Annotated in this window: 14 protein-coding genes; 8 read left to right on the top strand and 6 right to left on the bottom strand. The window is 62.8% G+C overall.

Annotated features, from left to right (window positions below; genetic code table 11):
* Nucleotides 1-198 precede the first annotated feature (198 nt).
* Nucleotides 199-1,068 (bottom strand): class A beta-lactamase, encoded by an 870-nt coding sequence (bla, locus tag V7M64_RS13145; RefSeq protein ID WP_333679647.1) that lies wholly within the window; start codon nucleotides 1,066-1,068, stop codon nucleotides 199-201.
* A gap of 186 nt (nucleotides 1,069-1,254) precedes the next feature.
* Here bla and V7M64_RS13150 point away from each other — a divergent pair, with 186 nt between their 5' ends.
* Nucleotides 1,255-2,070: a hypothetical protein gene (locus V7M64_RS13150; RefSeq protein ID WP_333679648.1), complete on the top strand. Its 816-nt coding sequence runs from the start codon at nucleotides 1,255-1,257 to the stop codon at nucleotides 2,068-2,070.
* 144 nt (nucleotides 2,071-2,214) lie between these two features.
* On the opposite strand, the gene V7M64_RS13155 is transcribed toward V7M64_RS13150, so the two are convergent.
* Complete coding sequence (locus V7M64_RS13155) at nucleotides 2,215-2,754, bottom strand: DNA starvation/stationary phase protection protein (protein WP_333679649.1); 540 nt, start codon at nucleotides 2,752-2,754, stop codon at nucleotides 2,215-2,217.
* Nucleotides 2,755-2,899: 145 nt separating this feature from the next.
* Between V7M64_RS13155 and V7M64_RS13160 the strand changes: the two genes are divergently transcribed.
* Together V7M64_RS13160 and V7M64_RS13165 are read left to right on the top strand one after the other, a co-directional pair.
* Nucleotides 2,900-3,286, top strand: a complete 387-nt coding sequence (locus tag V7M64_RS13160) for a KUP/HAK/KT family potassium transporter (RefSeq protein WP_333679650.1) — start codon at nucleotides 2,900-2,902, stop codon at nucleotides 3,284-3,286.
* A gap of 451 nt (nucleotides 3,287-3,737) precedes the next feature.
* Nucleotides 3,738-4,904, top strand: a complete 1,167-nt coding sequence (locus V7M64_RS13165; protein ID WP_333679651.1) for a GGDEF domain-containing protein — start codon at nucleotides 3,738-3,740, stop codon at nucleotides 4,902-4,904.
* Between the two features lie 99 nt (nucleotides 4,905-5,003).
* On the opposite strand, the gene V7M64_RS13170 is transcribed toward V7M64_RS13165, so the two are convergent.
* Nucleotides 5,004-6,428: an FUSC family protein gene (locus tag V7M64_RS13170; RefSeq protein ID WP_333679652.1), complete on the bottom strand. Its 1,425-nt coding sequence runs from the start codon at nucleotides 6,426-6,428 to the stop codon at nucleotides 5,004-5,006.
* A gap of 173 nt (nucleotides 6,429-6,601) precedes the next feature.
* Between V7M64_RS13170 and V7M64_RS13175 the strand changes: the two genes are divergently transcribed.
* Both V7M64_RS13175 and V7M64_RS13180 read left to right on the top strand, forming a co-directional pair.
* A complete protein-coding gene (locus V7M64_RS13175) occupies nucleotides 6,602-7,330 on the top strand; it encodes an aspartyl/asparaginyl beta-hydroxylase domain-containing protein (protein WP_333679653.1) in 729 nt (242 codons plus the stop codon).
* A 247-nt stretch (nucleotides 7,331-7,577) separates the two neighbouring features.
* Nucleotides 7,578-8,954: an MFS transporter gene (locus V7M64_RS13180; RefSeq protein ID WP_333679655.1), complete on the top strand. Its 1,377-nt coding sequence runs from the start codon at nucleotides 7,578-7,580 to the stop codon at nucleotides 8,952-8,954.
* A 47-nt stretch (nucleotides 8,955-9,001) separates the two neighbouring features.
* Here V7M64_RS13180 and V7M64_RS13185 read toward each other — a convergent pair whose 3' ends face one another.
* The gene (locus V7M64_RS13185) at nucleotides 9,002-9,712 is read right to left on the bottom strand and encodes a DUF899 family protein (protein WP_333679656.1); all 711 of its coding nucleotides are present in this window, start codon (nucleotides 9,710-9,712) and stop codon (nucleotides 9,002-9,004) included.
* A gap of 161 nt (nucleotides 9,713-9,873) precedes the next feature.
* Here V7M64_RS13185 and V7M64_RS13190 point away from each other — a divergent pair, with 161 nt between their 5' ends.
* Together V7M64_RS13190 and V7M64_RS13195 are read left to right on the top strand one after the other, a co-directional pair.
* Nucleotides 9,874-10,542, top strand: coding sequence for a PadR family transcriptional regulator (locus V7M64_RS13190; RefSeq protein WP_333679657.1), 669 nt, complete (start codon nucleotides 9,874-9,876; stop codon nucleotides 10,540-10,542).
* A 5-nt stretch (nucleotides 10,543-10,547) separates the two neighbouring features.
* Nucleotides 10,548-10,784, top strand: a complete 237-nt coding sequence (locus tag V7M64_RS13195; protein WP_333679658.1) for a hypothetical protein — start codon at nucleotides 10,548-10,550, stop codon at nucleotides 10,782-10,784.
* On the opposite strand, the gene V7M64_RS13200 is transcribed toward V7M64_RS13195, so the two are convergent.
* On the bottom strand, nucleotides 10,781-13,213 hold the full coding sequence (locus V7M64_RS13200; RefSeq protein WP_333679660.1) for a prolyl oligopeptidase family serine peptidase: 2,433 nt from the start codon (nucleotides 13,211-13,213) through the stop codon (nucleotides 10,781-10,783). The two genes, V7M64_RS13195 and V7M64_RS13200, sit on opposite strands and share 4 nt — an antisense overlap.
* Nucleotides 13,214-13,348: 135 nt before the next feature.
* On the opposite strand from V7M64_RS13200, the gene V7M64_RS13205 reads away from it, so the two are divergent.
* Nucleotides 13,349-15,451, top strand: coding sequence for a prolyl oligopeptidase family serine peptidase (locus V7M64_RS13205; RefSeq protein WP_333679662.1), 2,103 nt, complete (start codon nucleotides 13,349-13,351; stop codon nucleotides 15,449-15,451).
* A 271-nt stretch (nucleotides 15,452-15,722) separates the two neighbouring features.
* Here V7M64_RS13205 and V7M64_RS13210 read toward each other — a convergent pair whose 3' ends face one another.
* Nucleotides 15,723-16,598 (bottom strand): MBL fold metallo-hydrolase, encoded by an 876-nt coding sequence (locus V7M64_RS13210; RefSeq protein WP_333679664.1) that lies wholly within the window; start codon nucleotides 16,596-16,598, stop codon nucleotides 15,723-15,725.
* Between the last annotated feature and the right edge of the window lie 16 nt (nucleotides 16,599-16,614).

Genomic DNA, 16,614 nt, shown 5'->3' on the forward strand with positions numbered 1-16,614 from the left:
CATTCCAGCGAAAGCTGGAATCCAGTGCCTTTGCAGATTTTCAAGTCGCTGGATTTTAGCTTTCCTGCAAGAACGGCGAAAAATTTCTCCGGACAGTAGTGCGCAGATGCCGGAATCCATTTGCTCTGATGCATCCCTGAAAATGGATTCCCGCTTCCGTGGGAATGGTGGCCGTGAGGCGGAGGTGTTTCTGGCAACCTACGCTATCGTTGCGACGACACGGCCGACGGCTGCCAATACAGCGCTGCGCCCAGCCGTATCCGTCGCTTCATTTTCGTAGTACGCAGCCACCAGCAATGGCTTGCGTCCCGGTGGCCACAAGATGGCGACGTCGTTGTTCTGAAAACCGTTGGCGCCAGTCTTTTCGCCAATCCGCCAGTCAGACGGCAGGCCGGCGCGGATGAGCTTTTTGCCAGTAGTGGTGCCGAGCATCCAGTCGCTCAGCTGTTTGCGCGAGGTATCGGAAAGCACATGGCCGAGCAGCAGTTTTTGCGTATTCGCCATCATGGCGTTGGGCGTGGTGGTATCGCTCAAGCCATCGGGAGTCTTCCGGTTGAGTTCGGGCTCCATGCGATCCAGGCGGGTAAGCGTATCGCCAAGCTGGCGCGCAAGATCGGTCACGACATGCGGACCGCCCAGGTGCTTCATCAACACATTGGCCGCAGTGTTGTCGCTCAGCGTGATGGCAGCGTGGCAGAGTTCCGCGATGGTCATGCCTGGCGGGCCGGCGTGCTGACTGGTGATGGGCGCGTATTCAAGCAGGTCCTCCTTGCCGAACACCAAGCGTGTATCCAGCCGTTCCGTACCGCGATCGACGCGCAGCAGCACTACCGCCGCCAGCAGCATCTTGAACGTGCTGCAGAGCAGGAAGCGTTCGTCGGCACGATAGCCGCCACGGTGTCCGTTGCCGGTATCGAGTATCGCCACGCCGAGGCGCCCGCCATGTCGGCGTTCGAGCGCAGCCAGTTGGGCGTTGGTGTCTTGCGTGCCTGCCAACAACAACGAGGGACGCATGGCCAGCGCCGCCGCGCCCGCCGCCATGCCTTTGAGCCAATCCCGACGATCCATGCTTGCGCTCCTTGAAGAATGATCTGGCCGGCCATGCTAACCGCATGGCGTGCCGCCGCGCGGCGCGAAGGGGGGCGAAATCCTGGCGGCGGCGCCATTGGCTTGCCGGCCTGCCGTGCAATTGGCTCTTGAACCGTACATGGCGCCCGCTTGAATGGACGCACTGACGATAACGGGAAAACCTGCATGCGCATGGCCGATATGGGTCGCGTGGTATTTGCCCTGGCGTTCGTGGCGCTGGGCCTGCTTGGCGTGTTCTCGCGAGATTTCGCCTCGGTGTGGCAACCGGTGTCGCCGGATTTGCCTGGGCATGCGTTTCTGGCTGTGCTCGCGGGCGCCGTCATGACGGTCGGCGGCGCAGGTTTGCTATGGCGGCGCACGCTGGTGCCGGCCGCCTTCGTGATGATGGCCTACACCTTGTTGTGGTTGCTCGCGCTACATATGCCACGCGTCATTCTGGCGCCGATGCATGAAGTGACATGGGGCGGTTGCGCCGAGATCGTTACCTTGGTCGCGGCGTGCGGGGTGCTGTATGCATCTGCGGCAGCGTCCGGCGATACGCCTTACGTCGCGGGGTTGACTGGCATGCGTGCGGTGCATGTCGCGCGCGTCGCGTTCGCGGTGGCGCTGCCGCTGATCGGGCTGGAGCATCTGGTGTATGCCAAGGAAACCGCAGGCATGGTGCCGGCGTGGCTTCCGTACCGCCTGGGCTGGGCGTACCTCACCGGCATTGCGCACATCGCCGCCGGCCTGGCGATCGCCTTGAACATGGTGCCGCGACTGGCGGCGACATTGGAAGCGTGGATGATGGGCGGCTTCACCGTGCTGGTATGGATTCCATCCGTGCTGGCCACGCCATCGCAGCGCTTTGTGTGGACGGGGTTGCTGATCTCGACGGTGATAACGGCGGCGGGATGGATCGTGGCCGCGTCGTACGCGGAAATGCCGTGGTTCTCGTTTGGGCGATTGCGCAATCGCGTGAGCGAATTGGCTACGCGCTAGGTCTTATGTCTGTCATTCCGGCGCAAGCCCACTGCTGTCCGGGAAACGTTTTGCTTGATCCTCCGGACATAGCTACAGAACTCATCATGCCGGCGAAAACCGGCATGATGAGGCGTAGCATTCGCGAGGTTGCGTTAGCCGTATTTATTCACCAGCGCGGCCTGTCTCGAACAGGAACCACACGCGCCGTTCCGCTTCGTCGATCCAGTTTTCCAGCAGGCTGGCGGTAGCCACGTCGTTGTATTCGTCGCACAGCTCATGCGTCTTGCGCATGTACTCGGCCAGGCGTGCGTTGTCTTCGCGCAATTCCGCCAACATGTCGGCAGGGCTGACGAAATCCGCATCGTTGTCGGCCAGGCGTTGATGGCGGGCAATGTCGCCGATGGAACGCAAGGTGGTGCCACCGAGCTTGCGCACCCGCTCGGCGATGGGATCGGTGGTTGCATAGATTTCGTCGGATTGCTCATCCAGCAACAAGTGATAGTCGCGGAAATGTGGGCCGCTCATGTGCCAGTGGAAGTTCTTGGTCTTCAGGTAAAGCGCGAAGATGTCGGCCAGCAGGGTGTTGAGTTCGGCGGAAATGTCGCGGCGGGCATCTTCACCGAGTGCGCTGGGGGTTTTAAGCGGAGCCTTGCGCAGCTGCTTGGCTTTGGCGAGCTTGTCGGCCTTGTTGGCTTTGGGCATGGCGGTTCTCTCCTGGGGCGTGGGTAGTGGAAACGAGAGATCGTCGAACACAGGTCCGTGACCTTAGGCCAGCCACGTCATGCAAGCAACAGGCACGAGCGGCTGAGCCTGTGTCATTTTGGCCGGGTTCCGGGACGATCTTGGGATGGGCGGCGCAAGCCCCTGGCGGAAACCGCAACGAATCCGCGAAAGAAGTCCGCGCTGCTGGAGGTCGGCGCGCCGGGCATGGTGTCCGGGATATCGGAACCAGCCCGTTGCACACCTTCAAGACCATGGTGGACATGACCGGCGGGAATACCCGCCAACCGTTTTCGGCGCGAGGTCGCTGCCGGTCTGGACACTGATCATCATTACTTCGGTGAAGTACGCCGGCTTTGCCACGCGCATCGACAACGACGGCGAAGGCGGCATCCTGGTGCTGCTGGCCTTGCTGGGCGTGAAGCGCAACATTGCGCGAAATCCGGAAATGGCCGCTGGCGGCTTGACGGTGCAATTGCCATGCACGCCTGCCCTGGCCACCCCGACAAACTGACCTATTTCGTCGGCATGGAAAAAATCGTCGCGCGTGAAGACGGCCATGGCATACCGCACCAGGTAGGTGTGGTGTTTGCCTTGCTGTTGCGTACGGCGCGCGAGACGACGATTACCTGCGCATCCCCGCCAACCCGGCCGTCGATATCGGCCGGCAAATCTCGATCTAAGTCGCTTTTTTCACAAAGCTAAACGCCACCCCCGCACGCACGCAGGCGTGGCTGGCAGCTTGCCGCGTTTTTCCATGGCATGGTCCTTGCCTGATTGCAGCAATCGGCGAATCAAATAATCAAGCATGTACGTGCCGATGCGGACCCCGGGCGCCTGCGGAAAGGAGGAGCACAGCCATGTCGACCATAACGCGTTGCAATGCGCGATAGCACCGGGCGCTTCAGCGCTGCCATGGGTTGCGCGGAACGTGCAGGGACAAAGCTTGGTGGCGGGAGTCTGCGATGCATTTGAATGTCGAGACACTATCGCTGGTCAACGGCGGCGACGCCTTGCTGCTGGCGCTGATGCTGTGGTTCGGCACGCGCATCGGCAGCAGCCATGCCGTGCAAGGGTTGCGCCTGCGCGCACTGTCCTTGCTGATCGAAGCCTGCGGCGATTTCATACTGGCGTTCGATTTCAAGCTATCGACACTGACCGTGCTGCTGGTCGGCAACACGTTCAACTTGAGCGCGCAGGCATTGACGATCGTGGCGTTACGCATGGTGCTGCAGCGCAAGCGGCGCTGGCGCGAGGCGATCGCGCTGGGCGTGGTCGCCTGGCTGGGCGCCACTTACCTCGCCGCCGTCCACCCGGATTATCGGTTGCGTGTGCTGTGGGGTTCGGCTTTTTTGCTGGCCATGGCGATGCTCAATATTTCTGCGCTGTGGAATGGCCGCCCGAAACACGATGCACGCGCGCAGTACCTGTTACTTTGGGCGTACGTGCTCGCCATTGCCTTGTTGGTATGGCGTAACGTGTCACTGTGGCTGCTGTCGTCGGCCCCGCAAAGCATCGGCACGCCCACTGCGGTGAACGTGGTGTACGTGTTTCTGTTCGGCATGCAGCCGCTGATGGCCAGCGTGGGGTTTCTGCTGCTGTACAACGAAATCCTGCAGCGTGAATTGCATGATCTGGCCCGCATCGATCCGCTCACCGGCGTGACCAATCGCCTTGGGCTGCTGGAAGCCTCGGAAGACCTGCTCGCGCATGCGCGCACGCGAAAGGAACCGATCGGCGTGCTGTTGATCGACGCCGACCATTTCAAGAGCATCAACGACCGCTTCGGCCACGACGATGGCGATCGGGTGCTGCTTGAATTGGTCTACAACATCCGCCGCATGCTGCGCGTGGGCGATCTGGTCGGCCGCGTGGGCGGCGAAGAATTTCTGGTGCTGTCGCCATCCGTGAAAGAAGCCGGCCTGCTGGCGCTGGCCGAGCGAATTCGCAGCGCCGTCGAGCGCACGTCGTTCCATATCGCCGGCCAGTCATACGCGCTGACCGTATCCATCGGCGCCGCCATCGCCGATCCCAGCGAGCCGGACATGATGCCCGCACGCCGGCGCGCCGACGCGGCGTTGTATGAAGCCAAGCGTGCGGGGCGCAATCGCGTGATGATTTCAAACGCCTGACGCGTGCCGCACATCATTCCCCCCGATGATCACGCCGGCCGGGGGGATCGGCGCACGAACGCCGGCGTGCCAACGTCCATGCATACCGCCACGCCGGCGTCATTCAGCACATGCCTGTCGCAGGCTTGCCTGCAATTGCTGCAATGCCGGCAGAATGGCTTCCGGCTCGCGCATGGATCGACGTGCGTGGCCCAGCGCCTGATACACGTTCGCCGGCACCTTGCCTTGTTCGATCAGCGAGCCTGCCGGTTCGCGGCAGGTGAGCAACACGTCGATCCATTCGGCTGGCCGGTCCTTTCGAACGTAACGCGCGACGTGGCGAGTGGCGCGGAACGCGGGCGCCATGTGTTCGACGGCGTGCAACGCGGTGAAAAACGCATCCGGTGTACGCGTGGGTTGTTGCCGATCCATGGCCGCCGCGAGGGCAGCCAGTGCATCGGCGATGCGCCTGCGCAACACGCTGGTCGAACGCACTGGCAGGACGAACCATGCCGCCGCCACGCCGATGACAGCGCCCACGGCAATTTCTTCCAGGCGTGACCACAGCATGTGCGATGCGGGAACGCCGACGAAATCCTGCAATAGCGCCAGCACCACGGTGACGAACAATGCCCACCAGCCGTAGCTGACCGGCCGCAGCCACATGCCGAGAAAGACCGCCGCGAGCATCAGCATGACCATGGTGTGGCGGTCGATGTCCAAATGCGTGCTGACCAACCCGGCAACGATGGTTCCCGCCGCCGCGCCGAGCACGCGCTGCACGCTTTTGTGCGCGACATCCAAGCGGCCGCGATTGCCGCTGTTGACGATAAAGGCGGTCAGTACCACCCACGCCCAATGCCGTGGAAACACCACGTAGCCGATGGCGAACGCCACGGCGAGCGCCAACGCCATCTGGATCGCCATGCGCGTGGACGCGATGGGGCGCAGCGAGCTTTCCGCCGGTGGCGCAGGATGCCCAGCAGCCTGCAGCGTGACCGGCTTCAGCAAGCGCAGCGCTTGGGCGAGCACATGCACCATGTTGACCCAGAACAAGGCCAGCAGCGCGATCAGGATCGGCATCAAAACCGGCGGAACAAATCCATGATGCCGCGGCGGCATGTAAGGCACCGTCAGCAGCGTGACGAACGGCAGCGCGATCAGTGAACCGACGCGGCGCGCCATGGGACCGAACCGCCGCAACCAGATCGACAAGAACATGCCTGCCGTGAAAACCAGCGCACCCGCGATGGGAAAACGTAGCAGCAGCAGGCCGATACCTGCCGCGGCCAGGCCTACCGCGGGCAGCACGAAGAACGCCTCGATGCGGCCACGGCGATCCCGATCCAATTGGCTGCGCGAGAGCGACAGGCACAGCACCACGGCGAGTACGCCGGAGCCGGATTCAGGGCTGATGGCCGACACGCAGAGCAAGGTCGCGATGGACGCCAGCAAGGCGGTCACCGCTTCCACCAGCGCGCGTGTCAACGGCGGGCGGGCGGCTCCCGCGCGAAAACTTGCGGAAATGCGATTCGTTGCATCCATGGCCATGCCTTAGCTCGAAGCGACGGCCGACGATAGCACTGCTCGATGACGCCAATGAGCTGTGGGCGCAAACTTTTGCGTGCGCAGGACGCCATAGAGGTCAATCACCGCGGGCGTCGACCATTGTCCCGGCCCGACCGCCTTCACGTTGTGCCGCTACGGGAAACGGGAGCATGCGTGGCGCTCCATGGCGTCCACGCGACAAGACACCACAACATATGAGCTTGTTGTACGACCTGTCAGCCAACGCGGTACGCCGCCTGTACGATGCGCGCATCGATACGCCGCCGGTGCTCGACGCCGGCATCTATTTTCCCGATGCCGTCCGCTTCGCGAAGGCATGGCAAGCGATTCGCGACGAAGCGCTTGCGGTAGCCGCGCGCATGCAAACCATCCCGCGCTTTCACGAAGTAATGCCGGCGCAGACGCCGATTTCCGCCCACGACGGCAAGGATTGGCGGGTCTACATCTTGAAGGTGTACGGCACGGACATCGACAACCACCTGGCAGCCTGCCCCACCTTGGCGCAACTGATCGCCAACACGCCGGACGTGCTGTCGGCCACGCTGTCATTCCTGGCACCACGCAAACATATTCCGCGGCACCGCGGTCCCTTTCGCGGCGTGTTGCGTTATCAGCTCGGGCTGTCCGTGCCGGTGGATGCGCAAGGCCGGCCCGCAGCCGTGCTGTCGCTCGACGATCAGGAACACCGCATCGGCAACGGCGAGCATTTGCTGTGGGACGACACTTACCCCCACGAGGTGTGGAATCACAGCGACCGGATGCGCGCCGCCTTGCTGCTGGATGTACGGCGTCGACACATGCCGGCGGATATGCGGTTGCTGTCGGATGCGCTGATCGCATCGGTCGGCCTGGTCGCGCGCTGGCGTGGCATCGATTGAGTGTTTGACGGCTGTTCGAAGTTTATTGGCTTTGGTTCTTGCACCGCCTGTCTTTAACGCACAGCCCGGGTGGCGTTTCGCTAGTAGGTTGGGTACGGTGAATGCAGACAATCTGTCTAGCGTGTGGAATGGATTCGTGAATGCGGGGATATGAAGCATAAAATGGATATTTCGCTCTTCCACGAAACATCCATACTTGCCATGCCATAAGGTCGACTCATCGTCGCCCCACCTCCTTTTTATCCGCATGGATCAGCAGCGCTCCTCCCACCACGGCATCGCGCGCGTCACCACCGCAGCCAGCTTCGGCTTTGCCTTGGTGCAGTTGGACGTCACCATCGTCAATGTGGCGTTGCCCCGTCTTGCGGGCGATTTGCATTCGGGCGTGGCCGGACTGCAATGGGTGGTGGATGCTTACGCGCTCGCGTTTGCGGTACTGCTGCTGAGCATGGGCTATCTCGGCGATCGCCTGGGTGCACGGCGCGTATACCTCGGCGGCATGCTGCTGTTTGCGCTTGCCTCGGTGTTTTGCGGTTGCTCAAGCGACGCGGCGATGCTGATCGGCGGGCGCACGCTGCAAGGCATCGGCGCGGCGGCCATGCTGCCCTGCTCGCTGGCCTTGCTCAGCCATGCCACGGCGCATGAGCACGCGCTGCGCGCCCGTGCCGTCGGCTGGTGGACCGCTTCGGGTGCGATCGCCATTGCGGCCGGCCCGATCATTGGTGGCCTGCTGATGAGCGTAACCAGCTGGCGCAGCATCTTTTTCGTCAACGTGCCCATTTGCGTGGTGGGTGCATGGCTGACCTGGCGCGTACCGGAAACCGAACGCAAGGCGCACGATGGTCGCTTCGATCTGCGCGGACAGGTGTTGGCGATCCTCGCGCTGACCGGCTTGACGATGATGGTGATCGAAGCCAAACCACTTGGCTGGACGCACCCGCTGGTGCTTGCTTGCGCGGGCGTCGCGTTGATCACGGCACCGTTGTTCGTGTGGGCCGAATCGCGCAGTGCTGCGCCGATGTTGCCGTTGCGTTTCTTCAAGGCGCCGGGTTTCAGCGTGGCGGTGGCGTACGGCGTGATCGTCAACCTCACCTATTACGGCATCGTGTTTCTGCTCAGCTTGTATTTGCAGCGCGTGCACGGCTATAGCGCGTTGCGCACCGGCCTGGCGTACCTGCCGCTGACGGCCACGTTCTTCGGCGTGAATATCTTCAGCGGCTGGCTGGTCGGGCGCACCGGCGCGCGCCTGCCGATGGTGCTTGGCGCGCTGATCGATGCGGCCGGTTTTGGCCTGCTTTTGCTGCTGGATGCAGGCAGCCCTTATCTGCTGATGCTGCCGGCGTTCGCGTTGCTGCCAAGCGGCATGGGCCTGGGCGTGCCGGCGATGACCACGACGGTGCTTTCCGCGGTGGAAAAGCACGCATCGGGTACTGCGTCGGGTGTGCTCAACGCAGCGCGCCAAGCAGCAGGCGCGATCGGCGTGGCGCTGTTCGGAGCGCTGGCCGGCAACAGCAACGACATGGTGGTGCATGGCTTGCATCAATCCGCGTGGATCGCGTTGATCATGCTGGTGCTGGCGGCCGGGTTGGCCTTGCGTGGCATTCGCGCGAAGAGCACCACATAACCTCATGGCCGTCATTCCCGCGAAAGCGGGAATGACGGCCATAGGGATTACGCCATGTAATCCAGCTTTGGATACCAATCGGTGCCGCGCCCTTCGGGTGTCATGTCGAGCACCGTCCAGATCGGCATGGGATCGGGCGCGCCGCGCGGGTCCTGTCCAGGATCGGAGGTTTCAAAACCCATTTCGGCGGCCCAGAACAAACGCACGGTGCCATCGCGCCGCGTAAACACGTTGAACGCCGGCATGTCGCTGCCGTCGTCGGCCACGCCGTGGTAGTCGCGGGTGAAGTTGCCGTTTTGGTCGGAAAACAGTTTGAGGTTCCGCCAGCCGCGTTCGTGCTTGAACGCCACCAGCCGGTCGACCGGCGAACGTGCGACGACCGCCAACGCAATACGTTGCTCCATGTCGCGCGCTTCGCCTTCCCAGGCACTCAGCAGCGAGGTGCACATCGGGCACGGCCGTTCGCGCTGTGGACCGAACATGTAGCTGTAGACGACCAGGGTCTGCTTGTCGCCGAACAGGCCGGCGAAATCGGTGGGTCCGTTTTCGCCTGCAAAACGGTAGTCACCGATCACCTCGCCACCGGGTGGCAGCGCGCGGCGCAATTGGGCAACACGCTCGATCTGGCGGCGCAATTCGATTTCCTCGCGCAGCAGTTCATTGCGGGCACGGCGGTACTCCGCGCTTTCGTTGGGCTGGCTGGCGTTGTTGCGCTTTACCAGCTCGGCGACGGGGACGAGAGTGGGGTTTTGAGTCATGGTCGCTTCTCCGGATTAGGGCCCTACTTGTGAGTGACGAACAGGGACGGGGAGAATCGACAAAGTGCCCGGCGGCGGCGGGGACAATTGCCCGGGCTTGCACTTCGATACAAATTCGATATATCGTTTTCGCCACGATTTAGATATATCGGAGTTACGCCATGCACCGGCATTTCCTGTTCCACCGCTTCATGCACCGGCATCACGATGATTGCTACCGGGGAGGCCGCGAAGCCTATGGCGACGGCGAAGAGGCTTACGGTTTCCACGGCCGCCGCGGCCGGCACGGCCCGTTCGGGCATCACGCCGATGCGTTCGGCGAATGGGGCGACCTGCAAGGCGGGGGCCGGCGCGGCGGGGGACGCCTGCTCGGCCATGGGGACCTGAAACTCCTGCTGCTGGCCTTGATCGAGCAGCAACCGCGCCACGGCTACGAGCTGATCCGCACCATCGAAGAAATGTTCCATGGCGCCTATTCGCCAAGCCCGGGCGCGATCTATCCCACCCTGACCATGCTGGAAGAGCTCGGCTACGCCGCGGTGGAAAGCGAACAGGGCGGGCGCAAGCTGTACGCCATTACCGACGAAGGCCGCGCCTACCTGCAGGCCAATCGCGGCGCGGTGGACGCGATGACCGAACGCACCCGGCACAGCGCACGCCTGATCGCCAAGCTGTCGCTGCCGATGTCGGTGCGCAAGGCCATGCACCAGCTCAAGCATGCCGTGCTGATGCGCGGCGCGGATTGGAACAAGGCTGAAGCGCAACGCGTAGCGGCGATTCTCGAACGCGCCGCGGCCGACATCGCGACGGGCCGCCAGGATCAAGAGTAAGCCGCGTGACCCGACACGAACGCCGCATGCTGCGGCACCAGGTCGCCATTGGCCGACTGGAAGTGATCAGCGCCAAGCGCATGACGCCGCACATGCAGCGGATTACCCCCGGCGAAAGCCGGGGCCTGGCGATTTTGGCGCGCCTCGCGTCGCAGGGTCCCGGGTTTCGCCGCGACAACGAACCATCCAGTATCGCGACGAGCAGGGAGTCCCGCGAGCGCCGGAACCCGGGTAGCGGCTAGTTTGCAGCCCCCGGCTTCACCCACCTCTCGAACAACTCATTGATCCGCCGATACTCGTCATACCATGCATCCGCATGCTCGAATTCATGCCGCTCCAGCGGATACAGCGAGATCCAGAAATTCTTCTTGTGCAATTCGATGAAGCGCTGATACAGCCGAATCGAATCGCTGGCCATCACGTTGTTGTCGATCAGGCCGTGATTGATCAGCAGCGGATCGCGCAGATTTTCTGCATAGGTGATCGGCGAGCTGATCCTGTACGCCTCCGGATCGAGCTGTGGCGTGTTGAGGATGTCGGCGGTGTACGGGTCGTTGTACGTCACCCAGTCCGACGGCGGGCGTTGCGCTGCGCCTGCGGCGAATTCGCCCGGTGCACGCAATAGCGCCATCTCGGTCATGAACCCGCCATAGCTGCCACCGTAGATGCCCACGCGCTTGGGATCGACGCCGTGGTTTTTTACCAGCCACGCCTTGCCGTCGAGCAGGTCTTCCAGTTCCGGATGGCCCATCTGGCGATAGATCGCCGTGCGCCATGCGCTGCCATAGCCTTCGGAAGCGCGGTAATCCATGTCCAGCACCACGTAGCCTTCCTGCACCAGCAGGTTGTTGAACAATTGCTCGTGCTGGTAATAGGTGGCGGCCTCTTTGACATCCTGCAGGTAACCGGCGCCGTGCACGAACAGCACGGCGGGGCGCGAAGCGGATGCATCGGCCTCGTTCGCCGGGCCGTAGTACTTCGCATAGATCACGCCGGCGCCGTGCGTGGATGGCACTTCCACGATCTTCGGTTCGATCCAGCGGTAGGCGGTGAACGCGGGCTTCATGGTGTGGGTAAGGTCGCGCGGGGTGCCGCCTTCGACGTTTTGCACGGCGAGCTGCGGCAGCACGTAGGCCGACGAATGCAGCACGGCGAGCTGCCTATCGTCCGGCGACAGGGTGAACTGGTCCATGCCGCCGTATTGCGTGACTCGGCTGAGTTCGCCACCGTTCGAGGGCACGCGGTAAACGTCGTAGCTATACGGCGCCACTTTATTGGTGCGCAGGTAGAACCACTTGCCGTCGTTGGAAAGCTGCGGCTCGCTCACTTCGAACTTGCCGGAGGTCAGCGCCTTCGCCGTGCCGTCCACCGGTTTTGCGTAAAGCTGCGAATAGCCGCTCTCTTCACTGAGGTACCACAGCGTGCGGTTGTCCTTGAGCCAGCCGAAGTCGTTGAAGCCCCAGTTGATCCATGCATCGTTGTGCAGGCGATGTTGCGGCACCAGTGTGTGGTGCGCGAAGTCGACGCTGGCGATCCAACGATCCTTGTTGTCGATGGCGAGGAATTCCAGCGCGGCCTGGCGGCCGTCGTCGCTCCACACGATGCCGGCCGCACCGCTGTCCATGGTGTACATGATCACCGGTCGCACATCCGGCGCCTTCAGCGCCTTGGCGTCATCGTCCTTGCCGGCTTTTTCCAGGGCGGCGACGGTTTTTGCGCGAATGGCTTTGAGCGGATCGTCCTTGATGCCGGGCAGGTTGTCGGTGGCCAGCGGATAGGATTTGTGTGCGCTGAGATCGAGCAGCAGCACCGATTGCGGCGCGGGATCGTTGCGGCCGACGTATTGGCGTGCTGCCTCGGTTTCGGTGTAGCCGGAATAGGTCACGTAGTGGATCACGTCCGGCGCCTTGCCGTCATCGTGGTGGGCTGGCTGGGTCAGCACCAGCATCCAGCGGCCATCGGGCGACAGCTCGGTGTCCACCAGCTGTGCCTTGTCGCCGAGATAAAACGGCTGCGGCGCGCGCGTGGGATCGGCAGCGGCCAATGCCTGCTCGTTCGCGTGCAGGGCGTCTTTGTCCTGTTTGTTTTCGCGCAGGTCCTTGAACAGTTCGAGCTGCTGCTGCTCGAGTGCATCGGGCTTCTTGTCATTGGGATCGTCGGTGAATTTCAATACCGCGGCCGGCGCGGTGATGCCGCTGGCGATGTCGTAGACGTACCAGTTGTTGCTTTCGCGAAATTGCAAGGCACGGCCATCGGCGGAAAAGCGCGGCGAGGATTCCGGCAGCGCGCTGCGCGTCACTTGCGTGCGGCGCCCGCTGCCCAGGTCGACCAGAAACACGTCGCCGTGGAAGACGTAAGCCGCGCGGCGATGCGCGCGGTCGTACACGGCCGGGCCTTCGGCCTGGGCCGTGGCAGCGGCGTCGAGCCTGGTGTTCTTGCCGCTCGCGGGATCGACACGATACAGATCATGTACCGCGCTGCCATCACGCTTGAGGCGGTAGTAAAGGCTGTGGCCGTCCACGCTCCAATACGGATTCTCCACCGCCTGCCCCATCCAGTCCGGATTGGCCATGATGGTTTCCAGATCAAGCTTCGATGTGGTCGAAGGGGTTTCTGCTGCCACAGGCAGTACGGCGAGTGCGATCAGACCGGCGAGCAGCAGTCGGCGCATGAGTGGAACTCCGGGTCGGAAAATCGGCCAGCATAGCCAAGCGCGCCGCGCTGACAAGCGCCATGGGTCCCGTTTCGCCTGAGTCTGCGCACGGTATAGGCTGGCTGGTCTGCTCTAGCCACAGGATCTCAAGGCATGTCCCTTTTCCTGCGTTGCCTGCCTGCCCTTGCGTTGGTCGCCAGCGTGGCCGCTTATGCCGGTGACGGCAAACCGCCTGCGTCACCGACACGTCCCTCCGCCAGCACCTTGCATGGCGTGACCGTCAACGATCCCTACCGCTGGCTGGAAAACGCACAGGATCCTGCCGTGCAAGCCTGGATCAAGGCGCAGAACGAACACACCGAAGCGGTGCTCGCCGCGATGCCCGACGGCAAGGCGATGACCGAGCGCGTGCAGCAGCTGGCCATTACCTCGACCACGCGCTCCTCGCCGCTGCTCGCCGGCGGCACGCTGTTCTACATGCAGGAAACGCCGCCCCAGCCGCAACCGCAGCTGATGGCGCAGGCGTGGCCGGATGGCAAGGCGCGCGTGCTGGTGGATCTCAATGCCGGCGACGGCAGTACGGCGATCACCGGTTACTGGCCGTCACCGACTGGCCGCTACCTGGCCTATGGCACCGCGGAAGGTGGCAGCGAATTGACCACGCTGCACGTGCTCGACGCGACCACCGGCAAGGTACTGAGCGATGCCTTGCCGTATGCCGGCGGCGGCACGACCCCGCAAGATGTTGCGTGGGATGCCGACGAGCACGGTTTCGTCTATGTGCGCTTTCCGTTGCCGCCATCGGGTACGAAAGTACGCCAGTTCGATGCAGCCTTGGTGCATCACGTGCTTGGACAAGCCTCACGCTCCGATGAGGTGGTGTTCGGCAAAAGCTATTCGAAGGTGGCCGAATACCGTTTGCTGGCCTCGCCCGGCGCCACGCAGCTTGCCGTGCTGGCCAACATCGGCGATGGCGGCTCCGCCGAGGTGTACCTGCGCCAAGGCGCTGCGTGGAAGAAAGTGCTGGGCCATGAAGCCAACGTGCGCAATGCGGCCTGGGTTGGCCAGCGCCTGCTGGTGACGAGCTTTGCCGATGCGCCACGCGGCAAGCTGCTGGCGGTCGATGCGCAGGGCAAGGTCACTACCGTGGTAACGCAACGCGAGGGAGCACTGCAGAACATTGCGCCGATCGCCGACGGTTTTCTGGTAACGCGCAGCTGGGGCCCCGATTGGTGGGCGGAACAATACGACGCTCAAGGCAGACGGGTGCGCCGCTTGCCGCTGCCAGCGCATGACATCACGATCGAAGGCATCGCCGCGGAACAAGGCCAGGATCACGCACTGATCACCTACGGCGGCTGGACGCTGCCCGCGCGCTGGGCCGACTACGATGCGAAAAGCGGCAGCCTGCGCACGGTGTTCGAAGTGAAACCCGCGGCCGATTACAGCAAGGTGGAGGTGCATCGCATCGACGGCACCTCCAAGGACGGCACCAAGATACCCGTCACCGTGCTGAGCATGCCCGGCATCACGCCGGACGGGCAGCGGCCAACCATTCTGTACAGCTACGGCGGCTACGACATTCCGATCACGCCGCACTTCATCGGGCCGGAACTGGCCTGGCTGGAGCGCGGCGGCGTGCTGGCTTTTGCCAATATCCGCGGCGGCAACGAATACGGCCAGGACTGGCATGCGCAGGGCCAGAAGCTGCACAAGCAAAACGTGTTCGATGATTTCCACGCGGCTGCGCTGGCGCTGTTCGGCACGCATTGGACCGACCGCAAGCATCTGGGCATTCTCGGCGAGAGCAACGGCGGCCTGCTGATGGGTGCATCGCTGGTGCAGCATCCGGACGATTATCGCGCGGTGGTCGCGATGGTCGGCATCTATGACGTGATTCGGCACGAGACCCACTTCACCAACGGTGCCTACAACGTGAGCGAGTTCGGCACGGTCAACGATCCGGCGCAATTCAAGGCCACGCTGGCGTATTCGCCGTTGCAGAACGTGAAACCGCACACGGCGTATCCGGCGGTGTTGATGACGACGGGTGCGAACGATCCGCGCGTGGCACCGTGGCAGTCGCGCAAATTCACCGCGGCCTTGCAGAACGCGACCACGTCGGACCAACCGATCCTGTTGCTGACGCGCATGAATGCGGGGCATGGGATTGGTGCGCCGTTTAGTCAGCGTGTTGGTAATACGGCGATCATGTTGACGTTTTTTGCGCAGGAGCTTGGGTTGCCTGCGCGGTGATCGCGTCGGTTGGGTACAAACCCGACTAATCCAGGATTCACATCTAATCCAAATCGAAGCGAATCGTCATTCCGGCGAAGGCCGGAATCCGTTCTCGATACGGAGCGTGAAGTCATCAGGCGTGTTGAACATCCCGCGACATGCGGAATGGATTCCGGCCTTCGCCGGAACGACGAGCAGGAGTTGTGAGCTGCGCTGGATCTGTGATCAAACGACATGCTCAACACGAGCGCGCAGTGATCCGACACTTCCGGCTCCTGGAAACCAAGCTTCAGACGGCCGGTTCCCATTCGTATCCTTCGTCTGCGCGCCTGATCTTTCCTATCCCAGGAAACGGCGCATGTGCGGCAGCCAGCCAGCAATTTTGCGCGGCAGTTTCCGCAAGCATACGCATTCGTGTCTCGCTCGCTCTCTTTGGATTGCTGTCGTAACGGATGGCGATGTCAGGATCGGCCAACTGCACCGCGGCAACATGCAGGACATCGCCACATAACAGCAGGCGCTGTCCCTCACTCTCAACGCGAAAGCCAGTATGGCCCACGGTATGGCCATCCAGCTCGATCGCCACGATGCCAGGCACCAGCTGATCGCCCGACTGGAAGGCAATAAGACGTCCTGCCTTTCTGTACGGTTGCAGTGATGCGGCGGCGCCGTCGAAACTGGCACGTACGCTTTCATCCACCAGCGTGGCATTGGCGCGGTTGCACCAGAATGCCAGTTCGCGTTCGTCGACACACACTATGGCCTTTGGAAACGTAGCGAGCCCTTCACTTGCTATGCCACCGACATGATCGGGATGCAGATGCGTAAGCAATACCAGGTCGACATGTTCCGGTGCGTAGCCGGCGGCATGCATATGCGAGACCAAACGACCTAGTCCTGGGCCTTGCAAGCTCCCTGCTCCGGCATCCACCAGCACGCACGCATCGCCGGTGTCGAGCAGATAAGCATTGACGTCGCTGCATACAACGCCCGGCAATCCCGCATGCGTCAGCAGGTCGTTTACATCACCAGGTTGACGTTCGATCAACAGTTTCTCGGCGGGCAGTTCGAACTCGCCATCCGATAACGCCACGACGGTGAAGGCGCCGAGTGCCATGGCGTAGTAGCCACGGTTTGGGCGAAACTTGGGTGCGGACGCGCACATGACAGATCCTCATTGA

It is taken from the genome of Dyella sp., from assembly GCF_036746095.1.
Classification (GTDB): Bacteria; Pseudomonadota; Gammaproteobacteria; order Xanthomonadales; family Rhodanobacteraceae; genus Dyella_B.

Bases quoted from the DNA above. Each gene is read 5' to 3' on its own strand.
- V7M64_RS13200 (WP_333679660.1), bottom strand. From the start codon at position 13,213: ATGCGCCGACTGCTGCTCGCCGGTCTGATCGCACTCGCCGTACTGCCT.
- V7M64_RS13165 (WP_333679651.1), top strand. From the start codon at position 3,738: ATGCATTTGAATGTCGAGACACTATCGCTGGTCAACGGCGGCGACGCC.
- V7M64_RS13155 (WP_333679649.1), bottom strand. From the start codon at position 2,754: ATGCCCAAAGCCAACAAGGCCGACAAGCTCGCCAAAGCCAAGCAGCTG.
- V7M64_RS13190 (WP_333679657.1), top strand. From the start codon at position 9,874: ATGCACCGGCATTTCCTGTTCCACCGCTTCATGCACCGGCATCACGAT.
- V7M64_RS13210 (WP_333679664.1), bottom strand. From the start codon at position 16,598: ATGTGCGCGTCCGCACCCAAGTTTCGCCCAAACCGTGGCTACTACGCC.
- V7M64_RS13180 (WP_333679655.1), top strand. From the start codon at position 7,578: ATGGATCAGCAGCGCTCCTCCCACCACGGCATCGCGCGCGTCACCACC.
- V7M64_RS13185 (WP_333679656.1), bottom strand. From the start codon at position 9,712: ATGACTCAAAACCCCACTCTCGTCCCCGTCGCCGAGCTGGTAAAGCGC.
- V7M64_RS13150 (WP_333679648.1), top strand. From the start codon at position 1,255: ATGCGCATGGCCGATATGGGTCGCGTGGTATTTGCCCTGGCGTTCGTG.
- V7M64_RS13160 (WP_333679650.1), top strand. From the start codon at position 2,900: ATGGGCGGCGCAAGCCCCTGGCGGAAACCGCAACGAATCCGCGAAAGA.
- V7M64_RS13205 (WP_333679662.1), top strand. From the start codon at position 13,349: ATGTCCCTTTTCCTGCGTTGCCTGCCTGCCCTTGCGTTGGTCGCCAGC.
- V7M64_RS13175 (WP_333679653.1), top strand. From the start codon at position 6,602: ATGCGTGGCGCTCCATGGCGTCCACGCGACAAGACACCACAACATATG.
- bla (WP_333679647.1), bottom strand. From the start codon at position 1,068: ATGGATCGTCGGGATTGGCTCAAAGGCATGGCGGCGGGCGCGGCGGCG.
- V7M64_RS13170 (WP_333679652.1), bottom strand. From the start codon at position 6,428: ATGGATGCAACGAATCGCATTTCCGCAAGTTTTCGCGCGGGAGCCGCC.